This is a genomic window from Pinisolibacter sp. DMC100, assembly GCF_056313705.1.
Genome location: NZ_JBQUZT010000002.1, coordinates 369,457 through 384,301, shown reverse-complemented (window position 1 = coordinate 384,301; position 14,845 = coordinate 369,457). Strand labels below are relative to the sequence as shown.

The window sequence follows — 14,845 nt, the reverse complement described above, 5'->3', positions numbered from 1 at the left end:
ACACGATCCCGCGTCTGCCGCCATCGCCGCCGCGGGCATCCCCCTTTTTCTCCCGATCGGACCCCACCATGGTCGAGACCGTCGTCACCCGCTTCGCTCCCTCCCCCACCGGCTACCTCCACATCGGCGGTGCCCGTACGGCGCTGTTCAACTGGCTCTGGGCCCGCCACACCGGCGGCCGGATGCTGCTGCGCATCGAGGACACCGACCGGGAACGCTCGACCGACGCCGCCATCGACGCGATCCTCGACGGTCTGCGCTGGCTGGGCCTCGAGGGCGAGGGCGAACCGATCTTCCAGTTCGTCCGCGCGAACCGTCACGCCGAGGTGGCGCTCGAGCTGCTCGCCAAGGGCGGCGCCTACAAGTGCTGGGCGACCCAGGCCGAGCTCGAGGAGATGCGCGAGACCGCGATGAAGGAAGGCCGCCCGCCGCGCTACGACGGCCGCTGGCGCGATCGCGATCCTTCCGAGGCGCCGGCCGGTGCTCCTTACGTCATCCGTCTGAAGATGCCGCAGGAGGGCGAGACGGTGGTCGACGACCTCGTCCAGGGCAAGGTCACCTTCCGCAACGACGTGCTCGACGACTTCATCCTGCTGCGCTCGGACGGCACGCCGACCTACATGCTGGCCGTGGTGGTCGACGACCACGACATGGGCGTCACCCACGTCATCCGCGGCGACGATCATCTGACCAATGCCGCGCGCCAGAGCCAGATCTATCGCGCCATGGGCTGGACCGTTCCGGCCTTCGCCCACATCCCGCTGATCCACGGTGCGGACGGCGCCAAGCTCTCCAAGCGCCACGGCGCCCTCGGCGTCGATGCCTATCGCGCCATGGGCTACCTGCCGGAAGCGCTGAAGAACTATCTCGCCCGCCTCGGCTGGTCCCACGGCGACGACGAGATCTTCTCGATGGAAGACGCCGTCGGCTGGTTCGAGGTGTCGGACATCAACAAGGGCGCCGCGCGCTTCGACTTCGCCAAGCTCGAGAACCTCAACGGCGTCTACATGCGCCAGACGAGCGACGATGACCTGTGGGCGGCGTTCCGCGCCTTCCTGCCCCACACCGAGGACGGCCGCGCCCTGCTCGACAAGCTCGACGACGCCCTCGAGGCCAAGATCCGCATGGCCCTGCCGGGCCTGAAGGAGCGCGCCAAGACGCTGGTGGAACTCCTCGACGGCTGCCGCTTCATCCATGCCGCCCGGCCGTTGCCGATGGAGGAGAAGGCCGCCGCCCTCCTCGACGAGGCGGGCCTCGCGGTGATCGCCGCGCTGGTGCCGCGTCTCGAGGCGGTCGCCGAATGGTCGGCCGAGGTCACCGAGGCGGTCGTGCGCGCCCATGCCGAGGAGGCCGGCCTCAAGCTCGGCAAGGCGGCCCAGCCGCTGCGCGCCGCGCTGACCGGACGCACCACCTCGCCGGGCATCTTCGACGTCCTGGCGGTGCTCGGACGCGACGAGACCATCGCCCGTCTGCGCGATCGGCTCGCCGCCTGAGGCCCGGTCGCGGAGGGCTCCCGCCGATGACGAAATCGCGAGGCCGCGCCGTCCGACGGCGCGGCCTTCGCATGTGCGAGAACAGACTTCTCTCGCCCCTGCAAGGGGTTGACATGATACTTCTTTGAGCTGTTTCTGCACCGCCTCATCCGTAGGAAGTGCTTGTCGACCCGAGAGGAATGGGCTACGCCTCCTACCCGGACGCACGGACCGAGACAAATCGTCTCGCCTTTCCGTCCGGTTCCTTCGAATCGGTTGGAAAGTCACGTGCCACTGGGTGATCTTCCGCGTTCGGGGGTAACTGCATGAGCGACAAGTCCGCCACTCTCAACTTGGGCGAAAAGTCCGTAACGTTCCCGGTCAAGTCCGGAACGATCGGTCCCGACGTCATCGACATCACCAAGCTCTACGGCCAGACGGGTGCCTTCACCTACGACCCGGGCTTCACCTCGACCGCCTCGTGCGAATCGAAGATCACCTACATCGACGGCGACGCCGGCGTGCTGCTGCACCGCGGCTACCCGATCGACCAGCTGGCCGAGAAGGGCTCGTTCCTCGAGACCTGCTACCTGCTGCTCTACGGCGATCTGCCGACCAAGACCCAGTTCGCCGACTTCCAGGGCCGTGTCTACCGTCACACGATGGTGCACGAACAGATGATGAAGTTCTTCACCGGCTACCGTCGTGACGCCCACCCGATGTCGGTGATGGTCGGCACCGTCGGCGCGCTGGCGGCCTTCTATCACGACAGCTTGGACATCGCCGATCCGCACCAGCGCATGGTCGCGTCGATCCGCATGATCTCCAAGATGCCGACCATCGCGGCGATGGCCTACAAGTACTCGATCGGCCAGCCCTTCGTGTACCCGGACAACTCGCTCGACTACACGTCCAACTTCCTGAAGATGTGCTTCTCGATCCCGTGCGAGGAGTACAAGGTCAATCCGGTCCTCGCCAAGGCCCTCGACCACATCTTCATCCTGCACGCCGACCACGAGCAGAACGCGTCGACCTCGACGGTTCGTCTCGCCGGTTCGTCGGGCGCCAATCCCTTCGCCTGCATCGCGGCCGGCATCGCCTGCCTGTGGGGCCCGGCGCACGGCGGCGCCAACGAGGCGGCGCTGCAGATGCTCCAGGAGATCGGCACCGTCGATCGCATCCCGGAATACGTCCGCCGCGCCAAGGACAAGAACGATCCGTTCCGTCTGATGGGCTTCGGCCACCGGGTCTACAAGAACTACGACCCGCGCGCCAAGATCATGCAGAAGACCTGTCACGAGGTCCTCGCCGCGCTCGGCATCAAGGACGATCCGCTGCTGGACGTCGCCGTCGAGCTCGAGAAGATCGCGCTGCACGACGAGTACTTCATCGAGAAGAAGCTCTACCCGAACATCGACTTCTATTCGGGCATCACGCTGAAGGCGATGGGCTTCCCGACCTCGATGTTCACCGTGCTGTTCGCGCTCGCCCGCACCGTCGGCTGGATCGCGCAGTGGAAGGAAATGATCGAGGACCCGCATCAGAAGATCGGCCGTCCGCGTCAGCTCTACACCGGCGCCCCGATGCGCGACTACGTCGACATCGAGAAGCGTTGATCGGATCGATCGACCGGAACGAAATCGAAAGGGCGCCCTCGTGGGCGCCCTTTTTCGTTGCCGGGTCGACACCGCGTCCCGCGCCGACGACCCCTCAACGTCGAACCGTCACCGCCCCGACGAGAAGCTCGACCAGGACGCCGCGGTCGGCCCGCGGCGCGCCCGGCCCGCGTCCACCACCCTCGCGGATCAGCCCGTCGATCAGCAGCGCCGCATGGCCGTGCTGGGCGGCCCACAGCGTCGAGGCGACGATCTCGGCCGACGGGACGGCGACGATCTCGCCCGCCGCCTGCCCCGCCTCCACCAGCCGCCGCAGCGTCTCGAAGGCGGCACTCATCGCCGCGCCGAGGCCGGGATGGCGGTCACGATCGCAGAGCTCGGGCATGAACATCACCCGGTAGGCACCGGGATTGCGCTCGGCGAAGGCGAGATAGGCCCGCCCCGCCGCGACGAGCGCAGCCGCACCGCCGCCGGCCCGCGCGGCGGCACGGGCGATCTCGTCGTCGAGCCGGGCGAAGGCGCGTTCGGCGATCGCCGCGAAGAGATCCGACTTGGCGGCGAAGTGGCGGTAGGCGGCGGTATGGCTGACGCCGACCGCCTCGGCCACCTCGCGCAGCGACACGTCGGTCGAGGCGCGTGCCGCGATCATCGCCGAGGCGGCGGTCACCAGCGCGTTCTCGAGATCGCCGTGATGGACGCCGCGGCGGACGCCGCCCGCCTCGCTCCGCGCCCCGCCGCCCTTCTCCTTGACCGTCATCGCTCGTTCCCCCCTCGCCTCTGCCGTGCCCGCACGGCCCGCGTCGGACGCGCGCGAGGCGGCACCTCGGAACCCTTCGAGGCGGCCGACTCGGTACCGCACCTCGGACGACACCGCCGGCCCGGGGCGCACCCGCGAGGCTGGCCACGCGGGACACGCATCGGCACCGCCGACCCGTGCGGCCGACCTCGTGCGACCGACCGACCGACCGACCGACCGACCGACCGACCGAAGCATCGTGCCGCTACTCGCTCGAAGCCATGTTGCCATTGGTCACATTTCGGTGCAACATGTTGCCAGTGGAAACATGGAGGGGGTGATGACGCGCATCCTGGTTCTGGCGGGGCATCCCCGTCGCGAGAGTTTCTGTGGGGCGCTCGCCGAGCGTTACGCCGACGGCGCCGAGGCGGCCGGCCACACGGTGCGCCGCCTCGCCCTCCCCGACCTCGCCGTCGACCTCGTCCCGCCCGACTATCGCGCCGCCGAGACGGCGGCGCCGGCCGACTGGGTCCGCGAGGTGCAGGAGGCGATCGCCTGGGCCGAGCACTGGACGATCGTCGCGCCGATGTGGTGGGGCGGCCTGCCGGCCGGGCTCGAGGCGCTGTTCGACCGGGTGCTGATGCCCGGCTTCGCCTTCCGCTATCACCGCGACGATCCCTATTGGGACCGGCTGCTCGCCGGCCGCTCGGCACGGGTCGTGCTGACCATGGACACGCCGCCCTGGGTGCTGCGCTGGCTGTGGTCGGACCCGATCGGCCACCGTCTGCGCCGGCAGGTCCTCGGCTTCTGCGGCTTCGATCCGGTGGCGATCACTCGCATCGGCCCGATCCGCCGGTCCGCCCCCGCCGCGCGCGAGGCCCGGCTCGCCGAGGTCGAGGCGCTCGGCCGCCGCGCCGTCTGACGTCGCATCGCACGAGACGACGAAGGCCCGACCTCGCGGCCGGGCCTTCGCAAGTCGTCGCCGGCGCGGGGACGCGCCCCTTCCCTCAGTGCAGGATCTGGCTGAGGAACAGCTTGGTGCGTTCGTGGCGCGGGTTGGCGAAGAAGGCGTTCGGCTCGTTCGCCTCGATGATCTGCCCGGCGTCCATGAAGATCACCCGGTCGGCCACCTGACGGGCGAAGCCCATCTCGTGGGTGACGCAGAGCATGGTCATGCCCTCGTTGGCGAGGCCGACCATGGTGTCGAGCACCTCCTTGACCATCTCCGGGTCGAGCGCCGAGGTCGGCTCGTCGAACAGCATGATCTTCGGGCTCATGCACAGCGAGCGGGCGATCGCCACGCGCTGCTGCTGGCCGCCGGAGAGCTGGCCGGGGTACTTCAGCGCCTGCTCGGGGATGCGCACGCGCTTGAGATAGTGCATGGCGATCTCTTCGGCGTCCTTCTTGGGCATCTTCTTCACCCAGATCGGCGCCAGCGTGCAGTTCTCGAGGATGGTCAGGTGCGGGAACAGGTTGAAGTGCTGGAAGACCATGCCGACGTCGCGGCGGATCTCGTCGATGCGCTTCAGGTCCTCGGTCAGCTCGATGCCGTCGACGACGATGCGGCCGGCCTGGTGTTCCTCGAGCCGGTTGATGCAGCGGATCATCGTCGACTTGCCCGACCCCGACGGGCCGCAGATGACGATCTTCTCGCCCTTCTTCACCCGGAGATCGACGTCCTTGAGGACGTGGAAGTCGCCGTACCACTTGTTGACGCCGATCATCTCGACGGCGAGGTCTTCGGCGACCGTCGCGTCGGGAGCGGCGAGTTTGGCGTCGGTGTTGCTCATGCGCTTGTCCTCGTCGGGCTCAGCGTTTGTGACCGGTGGCGAGCCGACGCTCCATCCACTGCGAATAGCGGCTCATGCCGAAACAGAAGATCCAGAAGGTCGCCGCCGCCACCAGATAGCCGGTGGTGCCGGTCGACGGCGACGCCCACAGCGGGTCGGAGCGCGACGACTGGATCATGCCGAGCAGGTCGAAGATCGAGACGATCAGCACCAGCGTCGTGTCCTTGAAGAGCGAGATGAACGAGTTGACGATGCCGGGGATCACCAGCTTCAGCGCCTGCGGCATGATGATGAGACCCATCATCCGCCAGTAGCCGAGGCCGAGCGCCATGGCGCCCTCGTACTGGCCCTTGGGGATCGCCTGCAGGCCGCCGCGGATCGTCTCGGCGAGATAGGCCGCCGTGAAGATCGAGACGCCCACCAGCGCCCGCAGCAGTTTGTCGACGTCGACCCCGTCCGGCATGAACAGCGGCAGCATGTTCGACGCCATGAACAGCACGGTGATCATCGGCACGCCGCGCCAGAACTCGATGAAGACGATCGACATCATCCGGACGATCGGCATCTTCGAGCGTCGCCCGAGGGCGAAGAGGATGCCGATCGGCAGCGAGCAGACGATGCCGGTCACCGCCACCACCATGGTGACGAGCAGGCCGCCCCACTGGGTGGTCTCGACCGGCACGAGGCCGAACCAGCCGCCGCACAGCAGGACATAGGCGAAGATCGGCAGACCGACGAAGAAGAGGAGCGCGTTCAGGCGCTTGAACGGCACCTTGGGGATCGCCAGCGGCGCCAGCAGGACGAAGAAGGCGAGGAACACCAGCGTCGCCCGCCAGCGCTCGTCTTCCGGATAGCGTCCGTAGACGAACTGCTTCCAATAGGCCGAGACATAGGGCCAGCAGGCACCGGTGCCCTGGACGCGGCAGACCGCGCCGTCGTTGCCGGTCCACACCGCGCGGATGACCGCGAAGTCGAGGATCGCCCAGACGATCGAGGCGGCGAGCGCCGTGCCGAAGATCGTCAGCAGTGCGTCGAAGACCGAGCCGAACAGCCGTTCCTTGACCAGCAGGACGATGCCGCGGGCGGAAACCGGCGCCGGCCGGGCTTCGGCCAGCGTCTCGCGCACGAAGGCGACGTCGGAGGGGGAAATCGAGGTCATCGGTTCACCTCTCCACGATCGCCATGCGGCGGTTCCAGCCGTCCATCACCATGGCGGTGAGAACCGACGTGCCGAGATAGATCGCCATCCAGATGGCGATGACCTCGATCGCCTGACCCGACTGGTTGAGAACGATGCCGCCGGTCGACACGAGATCGGGATAGCCGATCGCCACCGCCAGCGACGAGTTCTTGGTCAGATTCAGATACTGGTTGGTCAGCGGCGGCAGGATCACCCGCATCGCCTGCGGAACCACGACCAGCCGCAGCGTGTGGCCGTTCGACAGACCGAGCGAACGCGCCGCCTCGGTCTGGCCGTGCGACACGGCGAGGATGCCGGCACGCACCACCTCGGCGATGAAGCTCGCGGTGTAGATCGCCAGCGCCAGCGTCAGGGCAATCAGCGAGGGGATGATCTCGATGCCGCCGGAGAGGTTGAAGGTCGACTTCTTCGGCGCCACCAGCGTCAGGTCGAAGCCCGAGGCGGCGAAGACGAGGAGCGGCAGGCCGACGACCAGACCGATGCCGGTCGACCAGACCGGGAAGGCCTGTCCCGTCTCGCGCTGCCGCGCCTTCGCCCAGCGGGCGATCACCCAGGCGGCGAGGAGGCCGAGCCCGATGCCGGCGAGGATGCCGGTTCCGGCGAAGCCGCCGAAGCGGAACTCCGGCAGATAGAGGCCGCGGTTGTTGAGATAGACCCAGCCGGCGATCGGCTCGTAGGACGCCCGCGGCACCGGCAGCACGCCGAGCACCGCGAAATACCAGAAGAAGATCTGCAGCAGCACCGGGATGTTGCGCAGCGTCTCGACATAGGTCGTGGCGATCGAGGAGACCACGAGATTGCGCGACAGCCGGCCGATGCCGACGGCGAAGCCGATGATCGTGGCGAAGAAGATGCCGATGACCGCGACGATCACCGTGTTGGCCACGCCCACCAGGAGCGCCCGGCCATAGGACGCGTCCTTGGGGAAGGCGATCGGCGTCTGGTTGATGTCGAAGCCGGCGGTCGTCGACAGGAAGGAGAAGCCCTGCGCGATGTGGCGCTTCTCGAGATTGACGGCGGTGTTGTGGATCACGCTCCAGGCGATACCCACCACGATGGCGAGCGTCAGCGCCTGAAAGACGATGCCCCGCCATTTCGGATCGTTGTACCAGACGACGCGCGGGGGGATCTCCCCCGTTCCGCCTCGGCGATCAGCCTCGCTTGCGGCCATGTTCCCTCCCCTCGACCAGACACGCGGCCCGTCCCCCGACGGGCGAGAAACCCGCGCCCCCGTCCGAGGGCGCGGGTCCGTCGCGATCAGCGGATCGGCGGCGAATACTGCAGACCGCCCTTGGTCCACAGCGCGTTGAGGCCACGGGCGATCTTCAGCGGCGTGTTGACGCCGACGTTGCGCTCGAAGACCTCGCCGTAGTTGCCGACGTGCTTGACGATCTGGTAGGCCCAGGCATTGGTCAGGCCCATGTCGGCGCCGAAGGAACCTTCCTTGCCGAGCATGCGCTTGACTTCCGGGTTCTCCGACTTGGCCAGCTGCTCGTCGACGTTCTTGCTGTCGAGACCGAGCTCTTCGGCCTGGACCAGCGCGAAGTAGGACCACTTCACGACGTTGAACCAGGCGTCGTCACCGGAACGCACCATCGGGCCGAGCGGCTCCTTGGAGATGATCTCGGGCAGCACGATGTGCTCGTCGGCGTTGACCAGCTTCAGGCGCTCGGCATAGAGGCCCGAGGCGTCGGTGGTCAGCACGTCGCAGCCGCCGGCGTCGTAGGTCTTCACCACCTCGACGTCCTTCTCGAAGGACACGAGCTTGTACTCGAGCTTGTTGGCGCGGAACCAGTCGGCGAGGTTGAGCTCGGTCGTCGTGCCGGTCTGGGTGCAGACGGTGGCGCCGTTCAGCTGCTTGGCGGAGGTCACGCCGAGCGACTTGCGCACCATGAAGCCCTGGCCGTCGTAATAGGTGACGCCGGCGAACTTGCCCTGCTTGGTGTCGCGCGACATCGTCCAGGTGGTGTTGCGCGACAGGACGTCGATCTCACCCGAGGCGAGCGCGGTGAAGCGCTCCTTGGCGGAGAGCGGCGTGTACTTGACCTTGTTCGGGTCGTTGAAGACGGCCGCCGCGACGGCGCGGCAGAAGTCGACGTCGAGACCGGTCCACTTGCCCGAAGCGTCCGAGATCGAGAAGCCGGCGAGGCCGGTGTTGACGCCACACTGGACGAAGCCCTTGGTCTTCACGTCGTCGAGCGTGCCGGCGACGGCGCCGGTCACGGATACCGCGAGCGCGACGCCGAAGGTCGCCGCCATGGTCTTCTTCTTCATTTGAACCCGCCTGATGGTTGCCGGTCGACCCCGCGGTCGCCGGTGGTGAGATCGGAGCCCCGGAGCGCGTCGTGGCGATCGTTTCGCCGCCGAGCGCTCCCCCGTCTCGCGAAGCACGACTTGTTGGACTAAAGTGTGCCGTCGCGAGCGAACGCGGGGCTCATCACAAACCGATCCTGACGGTCGGTCAAGAGGAAGCTTACGTCGAACTTCGTACTGCGATGCAAAAAATTTACGCTTCCCCGCCCCGGGGAGAACAATTGGACCTTCCCATGCGCGACAGCCGGAATCAGTCACCCGAGGGCACCCCTCGGGATCACGCCGCGTCTCTTTCGCCCGCGACCCGCCTCGCCCACGGCGGTCGCCCCGAAGGCAGCCCCTTCGTCAATCCGCCGGTGATCCACGCTTCCACCGTGCTGTTCGACAGCGTTGCCCAGATGAAGGGCAAGTCGGAGAAGCCGGCGCGCTACACCTACGGTCGCCGCGGCACGCCGACGTCGGAGAGTCTCGAGGGTCTGATCACCGATCTCGAGGGCGCCGTCGGCACCGTGCTGACGCCGTCGGGCGCCTCGGCCTGCGCCACCGCGCTGCTGTCGGTGCTCTCCGCCGGCGATCACGTTCTGGCGATGGACGGCGTCTACGGGCCGACCCGCAACGCCCTCGACGGTATCCTGAAGCGCTTCGGCATCGAGACGACCTATTTCGACGCCCATGTCGGCGCAGGCATCGTCGATCTCGTGCGGCCGAACACCCGCGCCGTCTTCCTCGAGAGCCCGGCCTCGCTCACCTTCGAGATGCCCGACATCCCGGCGATCACCGGCGCGCTCGACGGCCTCGGCGATGCCCGCCCGATCGTCCTGATGGACAACACCTGGGCGACGCCGCTGTTCTTCAGGCCGCTCGACCACGGCGTCGACGTCTCGATCATGGCGGCGACGAAATATGTCGTCGGCCATTCCGACGCGCTGATCGGCACCATCGCCTGCGGCCCGCGCGCCTGGAAGCAGGTAAAGGCGACCCACGGCGATCTCGGCCTGTGGACCGGTCCGGACGACATGTATCTGGCGCTGCGCGGCGCCCGCACCATGGCGGTGCGTCTCGCTCGTCATCAGGAGAGCGCACTCGCCCTCGCCGCCTGGCTCGAGACCCGGCCGGAAGTCGCCCGCGTGCTCCATCCGGGCCTGCCGTCGCATCCCGACCACGCGGTCTTCAAGCGCGACTTCGCCGGCTCGTCGGGCCTCTTCGCCTTCGAGCTGAAGCCCTGTTCGTTCGAGACGGTGGGTCTGCTGCTCGACGGGCTGGAGCTCTTCGGGTTGGGCTATTCGTGGGGCGGCTTCGAGAGCCTCGCCATCCTCGCCGAGCCGGCGTCGATCCGCACGGCGGTGCCGTGGAAGGCGGCCGGCCCGCTGATCCGTCTGCAGATCGGTCTCGAGGACGTCGCGGATCTGAAGGCCGATCTCGCCCGCGGGCTCGACCGGATCGCCGCTCACCTCGGCTGAGGCCGGAGTGCTCCGAGGAGATCCTCGAGCAGATCGAACCATCCGGCCGGGCTGGTGTCCGGCCGGGGCACGAGATTGCCGTCGAGATCGTGCAGGAAGACCAGTCCGCGCGTCGCCAGAGCCTGCGCGCAGGCGAGCGTGAAGGCCGCCCCGAGCGCGAAGCCGGCGATGACGTCCGACGGGAAATGGGCACCGAGCCCGATCCGGGTCAGGGCGATGGCGACGCCGAGCCCGAGCGCGAGGCGGCGGATCCGCGGGAAGAGCAGCGCCAGCACGACCGCGCTCGCCCCCGCCGTGGTGGCGTGACCCGAGGGGAACGCCGCCCATTTCGCGGCGAAGACCGCGTCGTGGATCTGGAAGACGGCGTCGCCGACGAGATGTTCCGGCCGGGCCCGTCCGAACAGGTTCTTGGCCAGCGCCGCGACGATGCCGGAGCCCGCGACCGAAACGAAGACGAAGCCGAACGTCGCCGCCGCCTCGAAGAGCCGCGGCCGCAGCATGCGCGGCAGACGCAGTCCGCCGAGCACCGCCAGCGCGATCACCAGCACGCCCGAACCGACCAGCAGCTCGACGCCCTCACCGAAGGAGGTGAAGAAGTCGAGCACGCCGTAGACGAAGCCGCCCGGCGTCGGCACCGGGCGATGGCGCATCAGCGGATCGAAGATCTTGATGGCGGCGAGCGCCGCGACGAGGCCGGTGGCGAGGACGACGCTCGGCCGTTCGATCGCCGGCATCGGACCGTGGAAGGGATCGACCGGCCGGCGCAGGACATGGCGCGCGCCGCACAGGATCCGGCGCGCGATCGTCAGGCCCGTGCGGGCGGCGGTCGTCGTGATGGAGCGGAGATCGGCCAATCGTCCCTCGGCGGTCGTGAATGCCGGATCGACCTATCACGTCGCGGCGACCTCGCGAAGAGGCTGCGGTGAGACCAGACGGCGGGGCGCGTTCCGCTCAGCGCTCCGGCGGCAGCAGCGAGGCGACCGACACCGGCGGCAGGCCGTGCGAGGCCTCCTCGCCGGGAACGGGCGGCAGCAGCGGCATCGAGCGTTTGGCCGGACCGCCGGTGCTCGACACCGGAACGATCGGCTGCGGCGCCGGGGTCGCGGCGATCGGCGACACGTAGTCGGAATCGAAATGCGACGCGCTGTTCGACGAGCAACCACCGAGGACACCGGCCGTACCCGCCAGAAGACCGGACGCCAGGAGGCGCATGCGGAGTTTGGAACGCGACATGACGATATCCCTGCGGTCGACGGAGAGGCGCCGCGCCTGCCCGCCTTCGTGGAAAGACGATCGAGTGCCGAACATTCGACGGATCGAATCAAGAAGTCGTTAATCTCTGGCCGGCGCGCGCTACCATCTGGTCGATTGGTTGACCGAATCTGAACGCGGTCCCCGCCGCACACCGAAACGTGAACCTCGTCGGCCGAGAGCCGCCGCTCTCGGCTGAAAGTTTCATGCAAAATGTGTAATATGCGGGCGCGTTCTTGCTCCATGTCAAAGAAGCCCCCCGCCGCCTCGTGCGAGACGGTTCGGCGGCGGACGCGGAAATTCGGCTCCGCCGGAACGATAGAGACCATTTCGGGCCGACGGCCCAGCTGAGGATCGTTGTCGATGTCGAAGACGCGCAAGTCGATGGCCATCGTGATCGCCGGCAGCGGCGGCACCGGCGCCATCACCGCCGGCAGCACGCTGCTGGCGACTGCCGCCCGTGCCGGCCTCCACGGCCTGATGACCAAGCTCTCGGGCGCCCAGGTGCGCGGCGGCGAGGCGGCCGCCCTGATCGAGATCGGCCTCGAGACGATCGAGGCGCAGCCTGACCGCTTCGACGCGCTGATCGCGCTCGACTGGCAGAACATCGACCGCTTCGCCCCCGAGATCCCGCTCGACGCCGCGAGCATCGTCATCTCCGATCCCAAGGCGGGCGACGTGCCGCCGGTGATCGCCGCGACCGGCGCCCGCATCGTCGTGCTGCCGATCGCCGAGATCGCCGCCTCGGTCGAGGGCGGCCGCGTCAACATGGTGGGCTACGGCATCGCCGCCGGCCTCGCCGGCCTCGCCGACGCCGACATCGAGGCGGGCGTCCGCGCCCAGATCGGCGCCAAGGGCGAGAAGGCGGTCGCCGCCTCGCTCGCCGGCGCCCGTGCCGGCGCCGCCGCGCTCGCCGCGACCGGCGCCTCCTTCGCCCTGCCCGAAGGCACCCGCCGACCGCTCTGGCTCTGCTCGGGCAACGACGCCGTCGGCCTCGGCGCGCTGCGCGGCGGCATCGAGTTCGTCGCCGCCTATCCGATCACGCCGGCGACCGAGGTCACCGAATGGCTGGCGGTCGAGATGCAGGAGCACGGCGGCCGCGTCGTGCTCGCCGAGGACGAGATCGCCGCGATCAACATGTGCTGCGGCGCCTCCTTCGCCGGCGTGCCGACCATGACCATCACCTCCGGCCCGGGCCTGGCGCTGAAGGTCGAGACCATCGGCCTGGCGATCGCCGCCGAACTGCCGATGCTGATCGTCGACGTGATGCGCGTCGGCCCGTCGACCGGCATCCCGACCAAGTCCGACCAGGGCGATCTCGACATCGCGCTGCGCGGCACGCCGGGCGACGCCCCCCGCGTCGTCTATGCGCCGATGTCGATCGCCGACTGCGCCGCGACGACCGAGCGCGCCGTCCACGTCGCGGAAGCCCTACAGACCCCGGTGATGCTGCTCTCCGACCAGTCGATCGGCCAGACGCAGGCGATCATCGACATTCCCGAAAAGCGCCCGGCGCCGCTGAAGCGCGTGACGGAGCCGCTCGCCGAGGGCGTCGACTTCCGCCGCTACGCGCTGACCGAGAGCGGCGTCTCGCCGATGCCCGCCCCCGGCCGCCCCGGCACCCAGTGGGTCGCCGACGGCCTCTCCCACAAGGAGAGCGGCCATCCCTCGAATTCCGCCGCCGACCACGTCGCCCAGCTGAACAAGCGTCTCCGCAAGCTGGAGACGTTCGACTGGGGCGAAGACTGGGGCGAGGTCTACGGCCCGGCCGATGCCCCCGTGGCGCTCGTCGCCTTCGGCTCGACCGTCGGCCCTGCCAAGGAAGCTGCGCGCCGCCTGACCGCCGCGGGCCGACCCACCAAGGTCGTCGCGCTGCGGCTGCTCTCGCCGTTGCAGAAGACGCCCTTCGCCGCGGCCCTCGCGGGGGCCGCCCGCGTCGTGGTGATCGAGCAGAACGCCTCGGGCCAGCTCTTCCGCCATCTGCTCGGCGAACGCGCGCTGCCCTCGATCGCCGAGAGCTTCGCCCGTCCGGGTCCCGCCCCTTTCCGCCCTGCCGAGATCGTCGCCCATCTCGCCCAGCCGACCGCCGAGGCCGCCGAATGACCGTGCACGAAACGCCCCATGCCTGCCCGTCGCAGGCCCTCACTCTCAAGGACTTCAAGTCCTCGGTCGAGCCGATCTGGTGCTCGGGCTGCGGCGACTTCGGCGTCCTCCAGTCCCTCCAGCGGGCGCTCGCCGAACTCGGCCGACCGCCGCACGAGGTGGTCGTGGTCTCCGGCATCGGCTGCTCGTCGCGGCTTCCCGCCTACACGACCGCCTACGGCTTCCACGGCGTCCACGGACGCGCGCTGCCGGCGGCGACCGGCCTGAAGCTCGCCCGGCCCGATCTCCAGGTGATCACGGTCGGCGGCGACGGCGACGGCTATTCGATCGGCGGCAACCACTTCCTGCACGCCTGCCGCCGCAACGTCGACCTGACCTACATCGTCATGGACAACCGGGTCTACGGCATGACCAAGGGCCAGCCGTCGCCGACGACCGAAGCCGACTGGGACAGCGACGCCGCCCCCGGCGGCACCGGCGTGAAGCCCTTCTCGCCGCTCGCCATCGCGCTCGCCGCCGGCGCCAACTTCGTCGCCCGCGGCTTCGCCCTCGACGTCAAGCCGCTCGCGAGCATGATCGTCGAGGCGGTGCGCCACCCCGGCTTCTCCTTCGTCGAGGTGCTGTCGCCCTGCATCACCTTCCGCCCGGAAGAGATGGAGTGGAAGAAGACGGTCGAGCGCAACGCCGTGCAGCCGACCTCCGACCGCGCCGCCGCCACCGCCGCCATCCTCGGCGGCGCCGAGATGGCGACCGGCATCTTCTTCAAGGGCGACCGCGGCGCCTACGGCGCGGCCCCGACGGGCCACGGCGACGCCGAGAAGATCGCGGCGAAGTTCGTGGTCGGGTGAGGCTGCGGACGACGTGTTCGAGACTGTGGAAGGGGCCCGCGAGGGCCCCTTTTCG

General features: G+C 68.8%; 13 protein-coding genes. 6 read left to right on the top strand and 7 right to left on the bottom strand.

The window, feature by feature from the left end; translation table 11 throughout:
* The first annotated feature begins 68 nt into the window (after positions 1 to 68).
* The gene (gene gltX, locus ACT541_RS10670) at positions 69 to 1,493 is read left to right on the top strand and encodes a glutamate--tRNA ligase (protein WP_476136672.1); all 1,425 of its coding nucleotides are present in this window, start codon (positions 69 to 71) and stop codon (positions 1,491 to 1,493) included.
* A gap of 305 nt (positions 1,494 to 1,798) precedes the next feature.
* On the top strand, positions 1,799 to 3,088 hold the full coding sequence (gltA, locus tag ACT541_RS10665) for a citrate synthase (protein ID WP_476136670.1): 1,290 nt from the start codon (positions 1,799 to 1,801) through the stop codon (positions 3,086 to 3,088).
* A gap of 94 nt (positions 3,089 to 3,182) precedes the next feature.
* Here the strand turns inward: gltA and ACT541_RS10660 are convergent, their stop codons facing one another.
* Positions 3,183 to 3,845 carry a TetR/AcrR family transcriptional regulator gene (locus tag ACT541_RS10660; RefSeq protein ID WP_476136669.1) on the bottom strand — a complete coding sequence of 221 codons (663 nt, stop codon included), beginning with the start codon at positions 3,843 to 3,845 and terminating at the stop codon, positions 3,183 to 3,185.
* Positions 3,846 to 4,164: 319 nt separating this feature from the next.
* On the opposite strand from ACT541_RS10660, the gene ACT541_RS10655 reads away from it, so the two are divergent.
* On the top strand, positions 4,165 to 4,746 hold the full coding sequence (locus ACT541_RS10655; RefSeq protein WP_476136667.1) for an NAD(P)H-dependent oxidoreductase: 582 nt from the start codon (positions 4,165 to 4,167) through the stop codon (positions 4,744 to 4,746).
* Between the two features lie 85 nt (positions 4,747 to 4,831).
* On the opposite strand, the gene ACT541_RS10650 is transcribed toward ACT541_RS10655, so the two are convergent.
* From ACT541_RS10650 to ACT541_RS10635, 4 genes are all read right to left on the bottom strand, one after another.
* Complete coding sequence (locus ACT541_RS10650) at positions 4,832 to 5,614, bottom strand: amino acid ABC transporter ATP-binding protein (RefSeq protein WP_476136665.1); 783 nt, start codon at positions 5,612 to 5,614, stop codon at positions 4,832 to 4,834.
* Between the two features lie 19 nt (positions 5,615 to 5,633).
* Positions 5,634 to 6,773, bottom strand: coding sequence for an amino acid ABC transporter permease (locus ACT541_RS10645; protein ID WP_476136663.1), 1,140 nt, complete (start codon positions 6,771 to 6,773; stop codon positions 5,634 to 5,636).
* Between the two features lie 4 nt (positions 6,774 to 6,777).
* Positions 6,778 to 7,986: an amino acid ABC transporter permease gene (locus ACT541_RS10640; protein ID WP_476136661.1), complete on the bottom strand. Its 1,209-nt coding sequence runs from the start codon at positions 7,984 to 7,986 to the stop codon at positions 6,778 to 6,780.
* 86 nt (positions 7,987 to 8,072) lie between these two features.
* Positions 8,073 to 9,089, bottom strand: a complete 1,017-nt coding sequence (locus tag ACT541_RS10635; protein WP_476136659.1) for an amino acid ABC transporter substrate-binding protein — start codon at positions 9,087 to 9,089, stop codon at positions 8,073 to 8,075.
* Between the two features lie 272 nt (positions 9,090 to 9,361).
* On the opposite strand from ACT541_RS10635, the gene metC reads away from it, so the two are divergent.
* Positions 9,362 to 10,588 carry a cystathionine beta-lyase gene (gene metC, locus ACT541_RS10630; protein ID WP_476136657.1) on the top strand — a complete coding sequence of 409 codons (1,227 nt, stop codon included), beginning with the start codon at positions 9,362 to 9,364 and terminating at the stop codon, positions 10,586 to 10,588.
* Here metC and ACT541_RS10625 read toward each other — a convergent pair.
* Positions 10,576 to 11,442: a phosphatase PAP2 family protein gene (locus ACT541_RS10625; protein ID WP_476136655.1), complete on the bottom strand. Its 867-nt coding sequence runs from the start codon at positions 11,440 to 11,442 to the stop codon at positions 10,576 to 10,578. The genes metC and ACT541_RS10625 overlap by 13 nt on opposite strands.
* Before the next feature lie 97 nt (positions 11,443 to 11,539).
* Entirely contained in the window at positions 11,540 to 11,821 is a 282-nt protein-coding gene (locus ACT541_RS10620) for a hypothetical protein (protein WP_476136653.1), read from the bottom strand.
* A 381-nt stretch (positions 11,822 to 12,202) separates the two neighbouring features.
* Between ACT541_RS10620 and ACT541_RS10615 the strand changes: the two genes are divergently transcribed.
* Positions 12,203 to 13,942 carry a 2-oxoacid:acceptor oxidoreductase subunit alpha gene (locus tag ACT541_RS10615; RefSeq protein WP_476136651.1) on the top strand — a complete coding sequence of 580 codons (1,740 nt, stop codon included), beginning with the start codon at positions 12,203 to 12,205 and terminating at the stop codon, positions 13,940 to 13,942.
* On the top strand, positions 13,939 to 14,790 hold the full coding sequence (locus ACT541_RS10610) for a 2-oxoacid:ferredoxin oxidoreductase subunit beta (RefSeq protein ID WP_476136649.1): 852 nt from the start codon (positions 13,939 to 13,941) through the stop codon (positions 14,788 to 14,790). Before ACT541_RS10615 ends, ACT541_RS10610 begins: the two co-directional genes overlap by 4 nt.
* Positions 14,791 to 14,845: the final 55 nt, after the last annotated feature.